This is a genomic window from Neorhizobium tomejilense (genome assembly GCF_964254135.1).
Classification (GTDB): Bacteria; Pseudomonadota; Alphaproteobacteria; order Rhizobiales; family Rhizobiaceae; genus Neorhizobium; species Neorhizobium tomejilense.
Window position 1 is genome coordinate 740235 of record NZ_CAXUSO020000001.1, and the last position, 14988, is coordinate 755222.

11 protein-coding genes are annotated in these 14988 nt (G+C 62.7%); 4 read left to right on the top strand and 7 right to left on the bottom strand.

What is annotated here, in order from left to right; translation table 11 throughout:
* The first annotated feature begins 21 nt into the window (after nucleotides 1–21).
* On the top strand, nucleotides 22–2973 hold the full coding sequence (locus ACSQ3G_RS03875) for a bifunctional [glutamine synthetase] adenylyltransferase/[glutamine synthetase]-adenylyl-L-tyrosine phosphorylase (RefSeq protein WP_436109119.1): 2952 nt from the start codon (nucleotides 22–24) through the stop codon (nucleotides 2971–2973).
* A gap of 163 nt (nucleotides 2974–3136) precedes the next feature.
* Complete coding sequence (locus tag ACSQ3G_RS03880) at nucleotides 3137–3535, top strand: hypothetical protein (protein ID WP_436109120.1); 399 nt, start codon at nucleotides 3137–3139, stop codon at nucleotides 3533–3535.
* 87 nt (nucleotides 3536–3622) lie between these two features.
* Here the strand turns inward: ACSQ3G_RS03880 and ACSQ3G_RS03885 are convergent, their stop codons facing one another.
* Together ACSQ3G_RS03885 and ACSQ3G_RS03890 are read right to left on the bottom strand one after the other, a co-directional pair.
* Nucleotides 3623–5965 carry a PAS domain-containing sensor histidine kinase gene (locus ACSQ3G_RS03885; RefSeq protein ID WP_436111662.1) on the bottom strand — a complete coding sequence of 781 codons (2343 nt, stop codon included), beginning with the start codon at nucleotides 5963–5965 and terminating at the stop codon, nucleotides 3623–3625.
* A gap of 164 nt (nucleotides 5966–6129) precedes the next feature.
* Nucleotides 6130–7332, bottom strand: a complete 1203-nt coding sequence (locus ACSQ3G_RS03890; protein ID WP_436109121.1) for an MFS transporter — start codon at nucleotides 7330–7332, stop codon at nucleotides 6130–6132.
* Between the two features lie 121 nt (nucleotides 7333–7453).
* On the opposite strand from ACSQ3G_RS03890, the gene ACSQ3G_RS03895 reads away from it, so the two are divergent.
* Nucleotides 7454–8017 (top strand): TetR-like C-terminal domain-containing protein, encoded by a 564-nt coding sequence (locus ACSQ3G_RS03895; protein WP_436109122.1) that lies wholly within the window; start codon nucleotides 7454–7456, stop codon nucleotides 8015–8017.
* A gap of 16 nt (nucleotides 8018–8033) precedes the next feature.
* Here the strand turns inward: ACSQ3G_RS03895 and pepN are convergent, their stop codons facing one another.
* Nucleotides 8034–10682 (bottom strand): aminopeptidase N, encoded by a 2649-nt coding sequence (pepN, locus tag ACSQ3G_RS03900; RefSeq protein WP_436109123.1) that lies wholly within the window; start codon nucleotides 10680–10682, stop codon nucleotides 8034–8036.
* A 343-nt stretch (nucleotides 10683–11025) separates the two neighbouring features.
* Here pepN and ACSQ3G_RS03905 point away from each other — a divergent pair, with 343 nt between their 5' ends.
* Nucleotides 11026–11964, top strand: a complete 939-nt coding sequence (locus ACSQ3G_RS03905; protein WP_105432214.1) for a DMT family transporter — start codon at nucleotides 11026–11028, stop codon at nucleotides 11962–11964.
* Between the two features lie 28 nt (nucleotides 11965–11992).
* On the opposite strand, the gene ACSQ3G_RS03910 is transcribed toward ACSQ3G_RS03905, so the two are convergent.
* From ACSQ3G_RS03910 to ACSQ3G_RS03925, 4 genes are all read right to left on the bottom strand, one after another.
* Entirely contained in the window at nucleotides 11993–12145 is a 153-nt protein-coding gene (locus ACSQ3G_RS03910) for a hypothetical protein (protein ID WP_436109124.1), read from the bottom strand.
* Nucleotides 12146–12171: 26 nt separating this feature from the next.
* Nucleotides 12172–12363: a hypothetical protein gene (locus ACSQ3G_RS03915; RefSeq protein ID WP_046637552.1), complete on the bottom strand. Its 192-nt coding sequence runs from the start codon at nucleotides 12361–12363 to the stop codon at nucleotides 12172–12174.
* A 176-nt stretch (nucleotides 12364–12539) separates the two neighbouring features.
* A complete protein-coding gene (locus tag ACSQ3G_RS03920; RefSeq protein ID WP_436109125.1) occupies nucleotides 12540–13439 on the bottom strand; it encodes a uracil-DNA glycosylase in 900 nt (299 codons plus the stop codon).
* A gap of 226 nt (nucleotides 13440–13665) precedes the next feature.
* The gene (locus ACSQ3G_RS03925) at nucleotides 13666–14958 is read right to left on the bottom strand and encodes an Hsp70 family protein (RefSeq protein WP_436109126.1); all 1293 of its coding nucleotides are present in this window, start codon (nucleotides 14956–14958) and stop codon (nucleotides 13666–13668) included.
* Between the last annotated feature and the right edge of the window lie 30 nt (nucleotides 14959–14988).

Genomic DNA, 14988 nt, shown 5'->3' on the forward strand with positions numbered 1-14988 from the left:
GAAGAATCACGGGAGGTGCCAGTGTCGGAGACCGGAAAACGGCTCGATACGGTGAAGGCGGAGGTGATCCGCCCGCTGAACCAGACGGAGACCAAGGCGGCGATGGCGGCCCTGAAGGATATCGGCAAGTCCGAGCCTTCGGTCGCGGAACTGCTTGGCAAGGACAGCGCGCTTAAGGATTTCATCGTCGCTGCCTTCACCCTCTCGCCTTATCTGCGCGATACCGCGGTCATCACGCCAAGGCTGTTGACGATCGCAATCACCGAGCCGCTGGAGCCGACGCTGGAGCGTCTGGTGGATACGGCTCGCCGGGCCTGGCAGAAGACGGACGGCAAGGCGCCCTCCGAAAACGAGGTGATGACCGCGCTGCGTGCCGGCAAGCGGGCCTTGAGCTTCCTTGTCGCGCTCGCCGATCTAGCCCGTATCTTTTCCGCCAGGGACACGACGCGCTGGCTGAGTTTGTTTGCCGAAGCCTCCGTCGCCGCGGCGATCGATCACCTTCTGGCCGCCGGTCACGAGAGCGGCAAACTGAAGCTCGCCGACCTCGAAGAACCGAGCAAGGGCTCGGGCCTGATCGTGCTCGGCATGGGCAAGCTCGGCGGCCGCGAGCTCAACTATTCCTCCGACATCGATATCGTCGTCTTCTTCGACCCTGAAACAGGCATCCTCGCCGATCCGCTCGACGGGTCGGAAGTCTACGGCCGGATGATGCGACGGCTGATCCGCATCCTGCAGGAACGCACGGCAGACGGCTACGTGTTCCGCACCGACCTGCGCCTGCGCCCGGATCCCGGCTCGACGCCGCTCGCCGTCTCGCTCGATGCGGCACTGATCTATTACGAGGGCCGCGGCCAGAACTGGGAGCGGGCGGCCTTCATCAAGGCGCGGCCGATCGCCGGCGATATCGCGGGGGGCGAAAATTTCATGCGGCTGCTCACCCCCTTCGTGTTCCGCAAATATCTCGATTATGCGGCGATCGCCGACATCCATTCGATCAAGCGGCAGATCCACGTGCACAAGGGCCACGGCGCGATCGCCGTGAAGGGCCATGACGTCAAGCTCGGTCGCGGCGGCATCCGCGAGATCGAGTTCTTCGCCCAGACCCAGCAGCTGATCGCCGGCGGCCGCATGCCGCCCCTGCGGGCGCGCGAAACCGAAGCGGCGCTGAAGGCGCTCGCCGAGGCGCGGTGGATCGCGCCTGACATCGCCGCCGAATTGACCGAGGCCTACTGGTTCCTGCGCGATGTCGAACACCGCATCCAGATGGTCCACGACGAACAGACCCACAACCTGCCGCAAACCGAGCCCGAACTGAAGCGCATCGCCTTCATGCTCGGTTTTGCCGATACCGCCAGCTTTTCCGCCAGGCTGGAACATATGCTGAAGACCGTCGAAAAACGGTATGCCCGGCTGTTCGAACAGGAGGCAAAACTGTCCGGCGGCGACGGCAATCTCGTCTTCACCGGCCAGCAGGATGATCCGGGCACGCTGAAGACGCTCGCCTCGCTCGGCTTTGAACGCCCGGCCGACATTTCCCGCGTCATCCGCACCTGGCATTATGGCCGCTACCGGGCGACCCAATCGGCCGAGGCGCGCGAGAGGCTGACCGAGCTGATGCCGGCGCTGTTGATGGCGTTCGGCGAGAGCAAACGTGCCGACGAGGCGTTGCTGAGGTTCGACAGCTTCCTGAAAGGCCTGCCGGCCGGCATCCAGCTCTTCTCGCTGATCGGCAACAATCCGCCGCTGCTGGCGCTCATCGTCACGATCATGTCCTCGGCGCCGCGGCTTGCCGATATCATCGCCTCCAAGCCGCATGTCTTTGATGGCATGCTGGATCCCGGCCTGATGGCCGAATTGCCGACCCGAGACTATCTTTCCTATCGCCTGGCCGCATTCCTCACCGCCGGCCGGCACTACGAGGAAAAGCTTGACCGGCTGCGCATCTTTGCGGCCGAGCAGCGTTTCTTGATCGGCATCCGGCTGCTGACGGGCGCGATCTCGGGTGCTCAGGCGGCACGTGCCTTCACCCATCTCGCCGACCTCCTGATCGACGCCGCTCTGAAGGCGGTGACGGCGGAGATCCGCAGCGCCCATGGCCTTTATCCGGGCGGCCGCGTCGCCGTCATGGGCATGGGCAAGCTCGGCAGTTTCGAACTGACTGCCGGTTCCGACGTCGATCTCATCCTTCTCTACGATTACGATAGCGAGGCGATCGAAAGCGAGGGCGCCAAGCCGCTCGATTCCAGCCGCTATTTTACCCGCCTGACGCAGCGGCTGGTCGCAGCGCTTTCGGCACCGATGGCCGAGGGAGTGATCTTCGAGGTCGATCTGCGCTTGAGGCCGTCGGGCAACAAGGGGCCGGTCGCCACCCGCATCAACGCATTCGGTAAATACCAGCGCCAGGAGGCCTGGACCTGGGAACACATGGCGCTCACCCGCGCCCGGCTGATCTGCGGCGAAGAAAGCCTCGTCGACGAGGCGAAAGGCCTGATCCGCGAAGTGCTGTCGACCAAGCCGGATATCGCCAGGATCGCCAAGGACGTGGCCGAGATGCGCGAGCTGATCGAGAAGGAAAAGCCGCCGCGCGATATCTGGGATTTCAAGCTGGTCCCCGGCGGCCTGATCGATATCGAGTTCATCGCCCAGTATCTGCGGCTGATAGCGCCGGCCAAGGGCGTGATGCTCGATACCTATGGTTTCAGCACGGAAGAAGCCCTGAACGCGCTCGGCGAAAAGCTGATGAAGCCCGCCGATCTTGATATCTGCGTCGAGGCGCTACGGCTTTTCACCGAGCTTTCGCAGATCGTCCGGCTCTGCGTCGACGGACCGTTCGATCCGGGCGAAGCGCCTTCAGGGCTCGTCGAGCGCGTCTGCCGGGCAGGGAATTGCCCGGATATCCGCACGCTGGAGGGCGAGGTAAAGCGGCTGTCGAAGGCGGTGCGGGCGGTATTTCAGACCGTTGTAGCAAAGTGACGGGGCGCATTTGCCCGGTATTTGGCAGCAACCGCCAACACAACTAACAATAATAGCTCCACTGCAACGCCGGAGATGCCTCCCTAGCGCCCGCTGCATCGGCCACTTCCTTGTTCTTTACACGCGAGGATGCCATATTGAGAAGGAGTAGAGGATTTTCGAAGTGAGTGAAAACGAAGAGACAAAATTGCTGGCGCTGATGGAAGCGATGTTCAATGGTCAAAAAAGAACGTTGGGCATGGTTGAAGCCGCCATTGAAAAATTCGGTTCGGTTGAGACGGAAATTACTAAGCTCAATCGTAAGATGAATACTTTGCACGAGCTCGCACTTCGGCAGCACAGTGAGACATCGGGCAGGCTCGAGGCAATCTCTTCGAGAATGGAGGAAACCGAGAGACTCCTCGATGACCGTGCTCGTGACCTTAGCCGAACCCAAATCGATGTCGTGGGCCAGTACAACGAAGTTTTGACCGCCTTGCAGGACGCTTCACATGCGTCTCGCCTCGCCGAAGAGGTCAGTTCGAGATTGACCGAAGTTGAGAACAAGATCGCCCATATGTAAGGCGGAAGATCTTGTTGGCGGTTGCCGCCCGATTGACCTTCGTGGCAGAAGCCCGCGGCGACCTGAAGGCAAAGCCCTCGGTTCAATTCACGCCACCCGCTTGCGGCCGACCAGCATGGGCTGGTCAGGGATCAGCAGCGAGACGACCGTGCCTTCGCCGACCCGTGAACGGATACGCATCTTGCCGCCGTGCAGGCCGATCAGCGAGCGGGAAATGGCAAGCCCCAATCCCGAGCCGCCCTTGCTCTTGGCATACTGGCTCTGCACCTGCTCGAACGGCTGGCCGATCTTGTTGAGCGCTTCCATCGGAATGCCGATGCCGGTGTCGGCGATCGTCAGCAGCACCCCCTTTTCCATCTTGCGGGCACGCAGTTCGATCCTGCCGCCGTGATTGGTGAACTTGACCGCGTTGGAGAGGATGTTGAGCATCACCTGCTTCAGTGCGCGGCGATCGGCCACCATGTTGAGGCTGTCGCACAGGCGCTGATGGATGGCGATCTGCTTGTCCTGGGCCGAGATCGAGGTGAGGCGCAGGCTTTCCTCGATCAGCGGCTTCAGGTCGACCGCTTCGCACTGGATGCGCATGTGGCCTGCCTCGATCTTAGACATGTCGAGAATGTCGTTGATGACGTTGAGGAGATGTTTGCCGCTATCGTGGATGTCCTTGGAATATTCCGAATATTTCGGTGAGCCGAGCGGTCCGAACATGCCGTTCGTCAGGATTTCCGAGAAGCCGAGGATCGCGTTGAGCGGGGTCCTGAGTTCGTGCGACATGTTGGCGAGGAATTCCGACTTGGCTTTGTTGGCGGCCTCCGCACGGTCCTTTTCCGCCTGATAATTGGCGTTGGCGATCGAAAGCTCGGACTTCTGGCGCTCCAGTTTCTTCTGCGAGGAGGAGAGGTCGCCGATCGTTGCCATCAGCCGGCGCTCGCTGTCGCGCAGCCGTTCCTGGTGGCGCTTCAGCAGCGTGATGTCTGTGCCGACCGAGACCAGGCCGCCGTCGCGGGTGCGGCGCTCGTTGATCTGCAGCCAGCGCTCATCGGCGAGCTGCACTTCCGTGGTGCGCGAAAGGCCGCTGCCGTCCGGATCGGCGACGCGGCGCTCGATGACAGGGCGCGCTGCGGCGGCGTTGACCGCGTGACGCTCGGTGCCGGGCACCAGCACGCTGTCGGGCAGGCCGTAAGCCTGCTGGAAATGGGTGTTGCACATCACCAGGCGGTCGTTCTTGTCCCAGAGCACGAAGGCTTCGGAAGTGCATTCGATCGCGTCCGCAAGACGCTGGTCGGCCTCGGCGTAGCGCTGGGCAAGGCGATGCTGTTCGGTGACGTCCATGGCGATGCCGATGACGTGGGTACGCCCCTGGCTGGTCTTCACCAGCTGGGCGCGGGCGCGCATCCAGACGTAATGACCGGCCGCATGGCGCATGCGAAAAACCTGGTCGACCTGCTTGGCATTGCCGCGGCTGATGGCGCGGGCGAGCGCATAGATGTTGCCGTCGGTCGGGTGCATCATCCGTGCGGCATCGGTAAATGAGATCACGTTGCCAGCAGGCGGCAGGCCGAGCATCTCGTACATCGATCCGGACCAGAACAGGCGCCGGTTGCTGACGTCGAAATCCCAAAGCCCGCAACGGCCGCGCGACAGCGCCGTCTCGATGCGCAGGTTGGATTCGACGAAGGTTTCGTCGGCCTCGCGAGCGCGTTTCACCTGCATGTAATAGGCGTAGAGGATGACCAGCAGGATCGCCGAAATGCCGGTGAAGAGCGTGACGTTGAGGGAGACGTCGTGACGCCACGCAAGATTGATGCTCTCCAGCGAGTAGGCCGCCACGATCAGCGCGCCTTCGCTGCCGACCATCTCGATCGCCGCATAGTGCGGAACTTCGCCGAAATAGGTCTCGATCACGCCGCTCTCGTCGCCGAACCGCCGCAGTGCCGCGGTTTCCGGCAGGACGGAGGTCAGGCGCCTGCCGACATAGCTGGCGGCCTGCTTGGTACCGCCGAAGATCCGGCCGGTTTCGTCGACGAAGAGGAAGAAGGCCTCGGCCTCCAGGCGTTCCTGCGGCAGAAAGGTCCCAAGGCGTTTTTCCGCGGCGGCGCGGTCCCGACCGATGAGTGCCGTTGCGTCGCCTGAGAAGGCAGCACTCGCCGCGGCTGCCATCAGCGCGGTTGCCTGCCGTGCGGCATCTTCCATCCGCGTGTATTCAGAGACGATGCCGAGAATGCGCGACGCGGCAACGACGGTGAGGAAGGCGATGATAAGAAGGGGGATCGAACGCTTGAGAACGAGTTCCACCCGCGGCATCTGCCGCGCGATGGGCTTGACGGAAAGTCGGGCCTCATCCGGGATGACCCGCCGCAAACTTCCAAGGCTTGGAAATTTTAGACGCAGCCGCCCCTCGGCCGCGGTTGCCCGCTGCACGTCCGACATGGTTTTCATGGTATCCCTCATGGTGATTCGGCGCGCCGCTCGCCCGAATCTGCCTTAATGAATCATTAGTGATTCTTCGTGTCCAGAGGCTTGCTAAGATTTTTTTAACGATTTGATTCAATTGCGAATCGGAAGAGTCCCGCGGGGGCGGCAAACCGGCCGTCTCAGGAGACGGCCGGGCTTTCGGAAAGGTTGGTGCGTGTGGCCGCGATCGAAATCACCGCCAGCGTGATGATTGCACCGCCATAGATATACGCGGCATTGGAGAGGCCGAGCGTAGGGGCGATCAGTCCCGCCGCTATCGCGGGGATCGAGAACGCGAGGTAGCTCTCGACCAGGAAGGCTGCGAAGAGGCCGGCGCGTTCGTGGCTTTCGGCAAGGGGCAGGACGACCTTCAGAATGTTCGAGAAGATCGATCCGAAGCCGAGGCCGGCGGCCGCGGTGCCGAGGAAGAGGAACCCGACGGCCTCAAGGTATACCCCGGAGAGCGTGATCAGGACGCCGATTATCAGCGTGGCCCCGCCGGTGAGGAGAACCTGCTGTGGCGCCCATGTGCGGAAGATGAAGACCGAGGCGGTGGCGCTGAGCATCAGCGTGGCGACGACCGTGCCGCCGACGAAGGGCGAGGTGACGCCGGTCGCAACGGCGACCAACGTCGGCATCAGCGACAGATAGAAGCCCGCGAGCGCCCAGCCGGCGATATTGACCGGCGTGACCTTCAGAAGCGTCGCGCGGGCCCGCCGCGGTACGCTGATATGCGGGCGCATGGCGGCGAGCGCGCCCGGCCGTCCGGTGATGGTCTCCGGCATGAAGGCAAGTGCGATGATGCCGGCCACCGTCACGATGAAAAGAAGCGCATAGATGAGGTGCGTCGGCGCGGGTGCGAAGGCGACGAGCGTGCCGCCGGCAAGCGTGCCGACCATCAGGCCGAGAAAGGCGGTGATGCTGTTGAGCGTCGGCCCCCGGCGCTTGTCGGTATCGAGGATCGTCGCCCCGAAGGTCGGGAAGGCGATGCCGGTCGCGAAACCCTGGACGATACGGCCGACGAGTAGCATCGTGCCCGATTCAGCCAGCATGAAGACGATCAGCGCCGCGGCGTTGAAGATCAGTGCAAGCAGGATCAGCGGGCGGCGCCCGAGATAGTCCGAAAGCCCGCCGACGGTCAGAAGCGCCGCGAGCAGCGCGAAAGAGTAGGAACCGAAGATCAGGGTGATCATCGCCGGCGAGAGATGAAAGAGTTCCTGGTAGAGATGATAGAGCGGCGTCGGCGCGCTGCTGGTCGCGGAGATCAGCATCGCGAATATGAAACTGTAGACCGTCATCCGGAAAGCGGACGGGGAATTGGGCGAGGGGAGGATGCTGCTCATGGCGGTTCACCTTAACGCAAATTATTAGCGTTAGCCGCATGTAGTTGCATTGCCGGATTAATGCAATATCTTTGCGTTAAGGAATTTCATATCTCCGGCACGTGCCGGCAAGGAGAACAAATTGGCCAGGGAAATGGTGCGCCAGGGTGGCCGCAGTGCCCGCATACAGTCGGAGGTGCACCGCACGGTACGGGATCTGCTGAAGACCATGGATCGCGGCGCGATCACTGTGCCGATGGTCGCCGAAAAATCCGGCGTGACGCCGTCGACCATCTATCGCCGCTGGGGGGATCTGTCGGAACTCCTGGCGGATGTCGCGGTTGCGCGCATGCGGCCGGTCGCCGACCCGGAAGATACCGGCGCGATGGGGTCCGACCTCGAAACCTTCATTCTCCAATATGCCGAGGAAATGTCGTCGAAGGTCGGACGCTCGATGCTGGCGGATGTGCTTGGCAGCATGGAAGGCGCCGCGGCGGGCCGCTGCTGCCAGTTTACCTACGATCACCTGGAGACGTTGCGCGAGCGCGCCTTGACGAGGGGCGAGACGGGCTTCGACGTGAGCGAAGCGATCGACGTCGTCGTCGCGCCGATCATCTACCACATCCTGTTCGGCGATCGCGAGCTGACGACCGACTATTGCCGCTCGCTGGTTTCTCGCTTCCTGGAAAAATGCGCCGGCGCTTGAAGCCGGCGCCTCAGGCTCAGCCCTTCAGCATCCGCTCGACGATGTCTCGCACGTCGGTGGAAAGCGTTGCGGCCTGTTCGATCGTGGTCAACGCCGCCCGTGCATGATCGGCGCGCTGCGGTTCCAGCGATCGCCATGAGCGCATCGAGGTCAGGATCCGGGCCGCGAGCTGCGGATTGCGCGGATCGATCGCCAGGATCTGCTCGGCCAGGAACCGGTAACCTTCGCCGTCGGCGCGGTTGAAGCCGGTCGGATTGCCGAAGGCGAACGTGCCGATCAGCGAGCGCACCCGGTTCGGATTGCTGGCGATGAAGCGCGGGTTTTCCATCAGCGCCCTGACACGGGCAAGCGCGCCGGCACCCGGAATGGTCGCCTGGGTCGAGAACCACTTGTCGACGACAAGGGCATTGCCGTCGAAGCGCGCGAGGAACGTGGCAAGCGCGTCTGTCGTTTCCGGCGCGTCCGGGAAACGATGGGCAAGCACCGCCAGCGCCTGGGCCAGATCAGTCATGTTGTCGGCGGATGCGAAGGCTGCGGCCGCGCGGGCCGGCGTTCCTTCCGCGTAGGTCAGGTAGGACAGTGCGGTATTGCGCAGCGAGCGCTTGCCCGCACTTGCCGCATCCGGCGTAAAGACGCCCTTGACCTTCATGTCCTCGAACAGGCGCAGGAAGGTTCTGGTTCCGGCCTTGGCAATTTCCGAAAGAATGGCGTTGCGGCCCGCATGGATTGCATCCGGGTCGTTGTTGCCGCCGAGTTCGCGGGCGATGTCGGCCTCGCTTGGCAGCGTCAGCGCCTGGGCGCGGAAGGCGGGTTCCAAGGTCTCGTCGCCGGCGGCTTCCAGAAGGGCCGCGACGAAAGCCGGGTCGCAGGTGATTTTTTTGCCGTCCCGCGCGTTGCGCGCCGCCTGCATCAGGTTCGGCAGGGCGAGATCGGTCAGCGCCTGCCAGCGGGCGAAGAGGTCGGTGTCGTGGCGGGCGATATGGGCAAGATCGGCCGGCGTCTGGTCGAGATGCAGGTTGATCGGCGCCGAGAACGAACGGTTGAGCGACAGGACCGGACGGGAGGAAATGCCCGAGAAGGTGAAGGTCTGCCGGCGTTCGGTCAGATGCAGCACTTCGCCGGTGACTTCGCCCCCCGCGACCTTGGTCGGCACTGCCGCCGAGCCGTTGTCGAGGATGAGCGCGAAGGAGAGCGGGATGTGCATCGGCTCCTTGGCCGTCTGGCCGGGGGGCGCCGGGATCATCTGCTCGAGAGACAGCTTGAAGGTGCCGCTTGCCTGGTCGTATTCGCTCGACACCGTGACCAGAGGCGTGCCGGCCTGGTGATACCAGAGCGAGAACTGCGTGAGATCGCGGCCGCTCGCATCCTCGAACGACTTGACGAAATCCTCGACCGTCGCGGCCTGCCCGTCGTGGCGCTCGAAATAGAGGTCCATGCCCGCCTTGAAGTCGTCACGGCCAAGCAGCGTGGCGATCATCCGGGTGACTTCCGAACCCTTTTCGTAGACCGTGGTCGTGTAGAAGTTGTTGATCTCGCGGTATTTGGTCGGGCGGACCGGATGCGCGAGCGGACCTGCGTCTTCCGGGAACTGCTCCGATTTCAGGTGCCGCACCTCGGCGATGCGCTTCACCGCGCGCGAACGCTGGTCGGCTGAGAACTCGTGGTCGCGATAGACCGTCAGGCCTTCCTTGAGGCAGAGCTGGAACCAGTCGCGGCAGGTGATGCGGTTGCCGGTCCAGTTGTGGAAATATTCGTGGGCGATGATCGCCTCGATATTGGCATAGTCCTGGTCGGTCGCGGTTTCCGGGTCGGCGAGCACGTATTTGTCGTTGAAGACGTTGAGGCCCTTGTTCTCCATGGCCCCCATGTTGAAGTCCGACACGGCGACGATCATGAAGATGTCGAGGTCGTATTCGCGGCCGAACCGTTCCTCGTCCCACTTCATCGAGCGCTTCAGCGCGTCCATGGCGTAAGCCGCGCGGGCCTCCTTGCCATGCTCCACATAGATCTTCAGTGTCACTTCACGCTCGGACATGGTGACGAACGTGTCCTCGACCACGCCGAGATCGCCGGCGACCAGCGCAAAGAGATAGCTCGGCTTCGGATGCGGGTCGAACCAGGCGGCAAACGCGCGGCCCTCGTCGTAACCGGCGCCGCCCAGGAAGTTGCCGTTCGACAGCATGACCGGGTTGGCGGCCTTGTCGCCGATGATGGTGATCGTATAGGGCGCCAGCACGTCCGGCCGGTCCGGAAAATAGGTGATGCGGCGGAAGCCTTCCGCCTCGCATTGGGTGCAGTAGATGCCGTTGGTCCGATAGAGGCCCATCAGCTGGGTGTTGGCTTCCGGATTGATGAAGGTGGTGACGGTGATTTCGAAGGGAGCGTCGGCCGGCAGGTCGCGGATGGTCAGGCTTTCCGGCGTCGCATCGTATTGCGCCGCGGGCACTTCGTTCTGGTCGAGCAGCAGTCCGGACAGCGTCAGTTCGTCGCCATCCAGCACCAGCGGCGCCGAAGGGTCGACACCTTGGCGCCGGTGGAAGATCAGCCGCGCATCAACCTTGGTGTTGGTTGGGTCGAGCTCGAAGGTCAGATCGACGCGTTCCAGGACGAAGTCGGTGGGGCGGTAATCTGCCAGATGAACGATCTGGCCCGTATCTGTTCGCATGTTGCTTCCTGAACCGGCTCTTCAAATTGGTGTCGGGAGTTTCGCAGTACTCCCTGTCGAACTGGCACACACACCCGTCGCCGCGGGGATAATTGCACGCAATGCTAAACGATTGTTGAAACTTTGGCTAAAATAAAGCGTGATTTTGATCCGCTGTATTTCGCGCAATCTTTCACAAGGTCACGGATATTGATCGACCTATCATCAGTTTTGATCCCCTTCACGGCACTTTTCCGTTACTTTGCCGTCAAACTGAATCTTCCCCGATCGCCTCTCCAAAACGCCCTGTCCGTGCGGACTGGATTTCCACCGAAAATCCCCCAAGAATCCCCATGAGTTGTTGATGGCCGCCGATGCCCTGAATCCCCTGCGCGGGATCATGTTCAAAGTCACCTCCGTGGTGATCTTCGTGATGATGCAGACCTGTATCAAGTCCGCAGGTCCCGATATCCCGGCAGGCCAGATCACCTTCTATCGTTCCGCCTTCGCGCTCGTGCCGATCATGGTCTATCTCGCCTTCCAGGGCGAGTTGCGCGGCGCCTTCCACACAAACAGCCTGACCGGCCATGTGAAACGCGGTTTTCTCGGCATCCTGTCGATGGTTTTCGGCTTTTATGGCCTGGTCCACCTGCCGATGCCGGATGCGATCGCGATCGGTTATTCCTCGCCGCTCCTGGCCGTCGTCTTCGCCGCCATCTTCCTGAAGGAGACGGTGCGTATCTACCGCTGGAGCGCGGTCATGGTCGGCATGGTCGGGGTGGTGATCATCTCCTGGCCGAAGCTCACCATGTTCGAACAGGGCGGAATGGGCTCGGAGCAGGCGATGGGCGCCGCCTCTGTCATCCTCTCGGCGGTGCTGGCCGGCTTTGCGATGATCCAGACGCGCCAGCTCGTGCGCACCGAGAAGACGGCGACGATCGTGCTCTATTTTTCGCTTTCGGGTGCGCTGTTTTCACTGCTCAGCCTGCCCTTCGGTTGGGCAGAGCTGACGATGCCGGAGAAGCTTTTCCTGATCGGTTCCGGGTTCTGCGGCGGCGTCGGCCAGATCTTGCTGACCGAAAGCTACCGCAATGCGGATGTGTCGACGGTCGCGCCGTTCGAATACACCTCGATCCTTCTCGGGATTTGCATCGCCTATGTTCTGTTCGGGGATGTGCCGACGGCGGCCATGCTGGTCGGGACGGCGATCACGGTATCGGCGGGGATTTTCATCATCTACCGCGAGCATCAATTGGGGCTCGAGCGGAAGGCGGCGCGCAAGGCTTCGCCGCCCGGGGCTTGACCCCGGGGGCTTGAAAAAAGCCGGATGCTTAAAGCGGGATGGCCGCGGCGACCGGGTTGGCCGCTTCGGTAGAGACGCGGACCGCACCGGCGCGGCTGTATTCGCGCGATGCGTTCACGGCAGCGCCGATGTGAGAAAAGTTCTCACGCAGGGTGCGGATCGGGTGGAGGATGGCCGTCATGGCTGATGCTTCCTTGGGTCGCGCGATCAACGTTCGCGGAAATCGGCGAAGACCGAAGCCGGACGAGTGACGCCGACCGTGCGCGCCATGGCGCAGGAGGTGAGCTGCTCGTTCGTCGCGGAGCCGAAATGGTGATAGCCCTTCGTCGAGCGCGGCGACAGGCCGGCGATGCGAAGAGTTTCGAAACCCGAATGGATCGGGCGGAAGCGGGTCGTCATTGGCCTTGGTTCCTTAAACCTAGAATTCCTCCCAAGACACAGGCCTAATATTGCAATGCAGCATCGATTCTGCAATGCAGCAAAACGCTGCACTGCCATGCGCGGGTTGCATGGCATTTTTCATATTTCCGTAACTTTACTGAAATTAGGGTTCAATCTGCCTGAAATGCGGGCAATCACTGCGCCGACAAACGCATTTTGAACATCAAAAGGTCCTGCCAGGCGAGCGCCTTGTTGGCGGGAGCCGCGAGCAGTTCCTGCGGATGCAGGGTAGCGATCGCCGAAAGCGTCACACCGCCGAAACCGATGTCCCGCCATTCGCCACGCATCGAATGGATCGTCCCATTGCCGCCGAAGAAGAAACGGGCCGGAAAATTGCCGAGCAGCAGCAGCAGCTTCGGTTCGGCGAGCGCCACCTGGCGCTCCAGGAACGGCCGGCAGATATCCATCTCGGCCTGCGAGGGCATGCGGTTGCCCGGCGGCCGCCATGGGATGACATTGGTCAGCAGAACGTTGTCGCGGGAAAGCCCGATCGCGCCGAGCATGCGGTCGAGCAACTGCCCCTGCCGCCCGGAGAAGGGAATGCCGTCGCGATCGTCGTCCGCATTCGGCATCGGGCCGATCATCATGATGCCGGAAGCGGGGTTGCCGCTCGCAAACACCGTGTTGCGCGCCCCGTTCTTCAGGTTGCAACCGTTGAAGGCCTCGATCGCGGTTCTGAGCTCGTCGAGCGAACGGGCGCTTTCGGCCGCAAACCGTGCCGAGGCGACCGCCTGTTCGTCCGGTACCGATACGGGCGCGGAGGCGGGTGGAGGTGCTGACGCGCGCGCCGTCGGTGCGGTCCGTTTCGGCGTTGCCGCGGCCGCCTGGGAGGTCGGCGCCTGCTCATAGTTCGTCGGCTGCTGCTGCCGGGCAGACGCGGGCGCCCTGGCATCGGCCTGCGCCGCCTTCTGGGCCGCAAACTGCGCGAACCGGTCCACCGGCTCATCCTCGACAAGCCACTCCACGCCCGCATCCGCATAGAAATGCAGAAGGGCGGCGAGCTCGGAGGCGTCCATGTCTTTGGCGAGGTTCATCTGATTCACACTACAGCATGTCGCGTGGGAGAGGGAACCGGTTTTGGACAGAAGAAGGCGATAGGGGAGGGTGCTGCAATCTTAACCCTCCCCCTTGTGGGGAGGGTGGCCGGCAGGCGGGCGGGGTTTTCATACCGGGTGAAGTCCCCTCCCCAACCCCTCCCCACAAGGGGGCGGGGCTCCTCGCACCGCCTCATACTCTCAACGGGCGGGTCCGTTTTTCCCCTCAAGCCGCCCATTGCGCGACATTGTCGCTCTCGCCGATCAGCGCCAGGCCGTGGGCGATCGACAGCAGTTCGCCGCCGGTCTCGATCTTGCCGGCATCGAATCGCTGCGTGAAGATCCGCCGCACCGCCGGCACGAAGGAGGTGCCGCCGGTGAGGAACACCTTGTCGATCTCGGAAGGCGCGGTGCCGGTCTTTTCCAGAACCTCGTCGAGCGCACCTTCGATTCGGCCGAGGTCCTCGGCAATCCAGCCTTCGAAATCGGTGCGCTTCACCATTTTCCGTCCGGCACGCCCAAGCGGCGCGAAGTTGAATTCCGCTTCCTCGGCTCCCGACAGCGCCATCTTGGTCGCCGAAATCGCCTGGTAGAGCGGGTACCCTTCGTCATGGTCGACGAGATCGACGAACAGTTCGAGCTTTTCCGGCTCCAGCGCCGAGCGCACCAGCGATTTCAGGTCGGCGAATTCGCGGCTGGTCTTGAAGATCGACAGCTGGTTCCAGCGGCCGAAATTGACGTAATAGCCGGCCGGCACATCCAGAACCTTGTCGAAACTCTTGAACTTGCTGCCCTTGCCGATTTCCGGCGACACCAGGTTGTCGATCATCCGGTAGTCGAAATGGTCGCCCGCGACGCCGACGCCTGAATGCCCGATCGGGGTGGCGGTCAGCTTGCCGGCCCTGGTTTCGAAGCGGATCAGCGAATAGTCGGTGGTGCCGCCGCCGAAATCGGCGACGAGAACGGTGGCGTCGCTCTTCAGCGTCTGGGCAAAGTAATACGCGGCCGCGACCGGTTCGTAGACATAGTGGATTTCCGGAAAACCGAGTCGCGTCAGCGCCTCGTTGTAGCGTTCGGTCGCAAGCTTCGGATCCGGATTGGCGCCGGCGAAATGCACCGGCCGTCCGGCGATCACCCGCGACACGTCGGTCGGCCAGTTGTCCTCGGCATAGATCTTCAGGCGCTTCAGGAAGATCTCCATCAGGTCCTCGAAGACGTGCCGGCGGGCAAACACCAGCGTGCCCTGGAAGAGCGCGCTTGCCGCAAACGTCTTGATCGACTGCAGGAAGCGACAGTCGCCGGGATTGTCGATGAACTGGCGGATCGCCGCCTGTCCGGCCTCGACCTTCAGCGCCTGCGCCCCCATCACCGGATCCTTCATGAAGGAGAGCGCCGTGCGCATCGAATCGCTCTCGCCGGCGGCGCTGGAAAAACGCATCGAATGCGTGGTGCTGCCGCCATCGGCCAGTGCCAGAACCGTATTGGTCGTGCCGAAATCAAGCCCGAGCGCCCGTGCCATCGCCGTGCTCCTTTTACCCACCGAAGATCA

Coding starts and splice junctions, on each gene's coding strand:
- ACSQ3G_RS03885 (WP_436111662.1), bottom strand. CDS start 5,965: ATGTCGGACGTGCAGCGGGCAACCGCGGCCGAGGGGCGGCTGCGTCTA.
- ACSQ3G_RS03890 (WP_436109121.1), bottom strand. CDS start 7,332: ATGAGCAGCATCCTCCCCTCGCCCAATTCCCCGTCCGCTTTCCGGATG.
- pepN (WP_436109123.1), bottom strand. CDS start 10,682: ATGCGAACAGATACGGGCCAGATCGTTCATCTGGCAGATTACCGCCCC.
- ACSQ3G_RS03905 (WP_105432214.1), top strand. CDS start 11,026: ATGGCCGCCGATGCCCTGAATCCCCTGCGCGGGATCATGTTCAAAGTC.
- ACSQ3G_RS03910 (WP_436109124.1), bottom strand. CDS start 12,145: ATGACGGCCATCCTCCACCCGATCCGCACCCTGCGTGAGAACTTTTCT.
- ACSQ3G_RS03915 (WP_046637552.1), bottom strand. CDS start 12,363: ATGACGACCCGCTTCCGCCCGATCCATTCGGGTTTCGAAACTCTTCGC.
- ACSQ3G_RS03920 (WP_436109125.1), bottom strand. CDS start 13,439: ATGAACCTCGCCAAAGACATGGACGCCTCCGAGCTCGCCGCCCTTCTG.
- ACSQ3G_RS03925 (WP_436109126.1), bottom strand. CDS start 14,958: ATGGCACGGGCGCTCGGGCTTGATTTCGGCACGACCAATACGGTTCTG.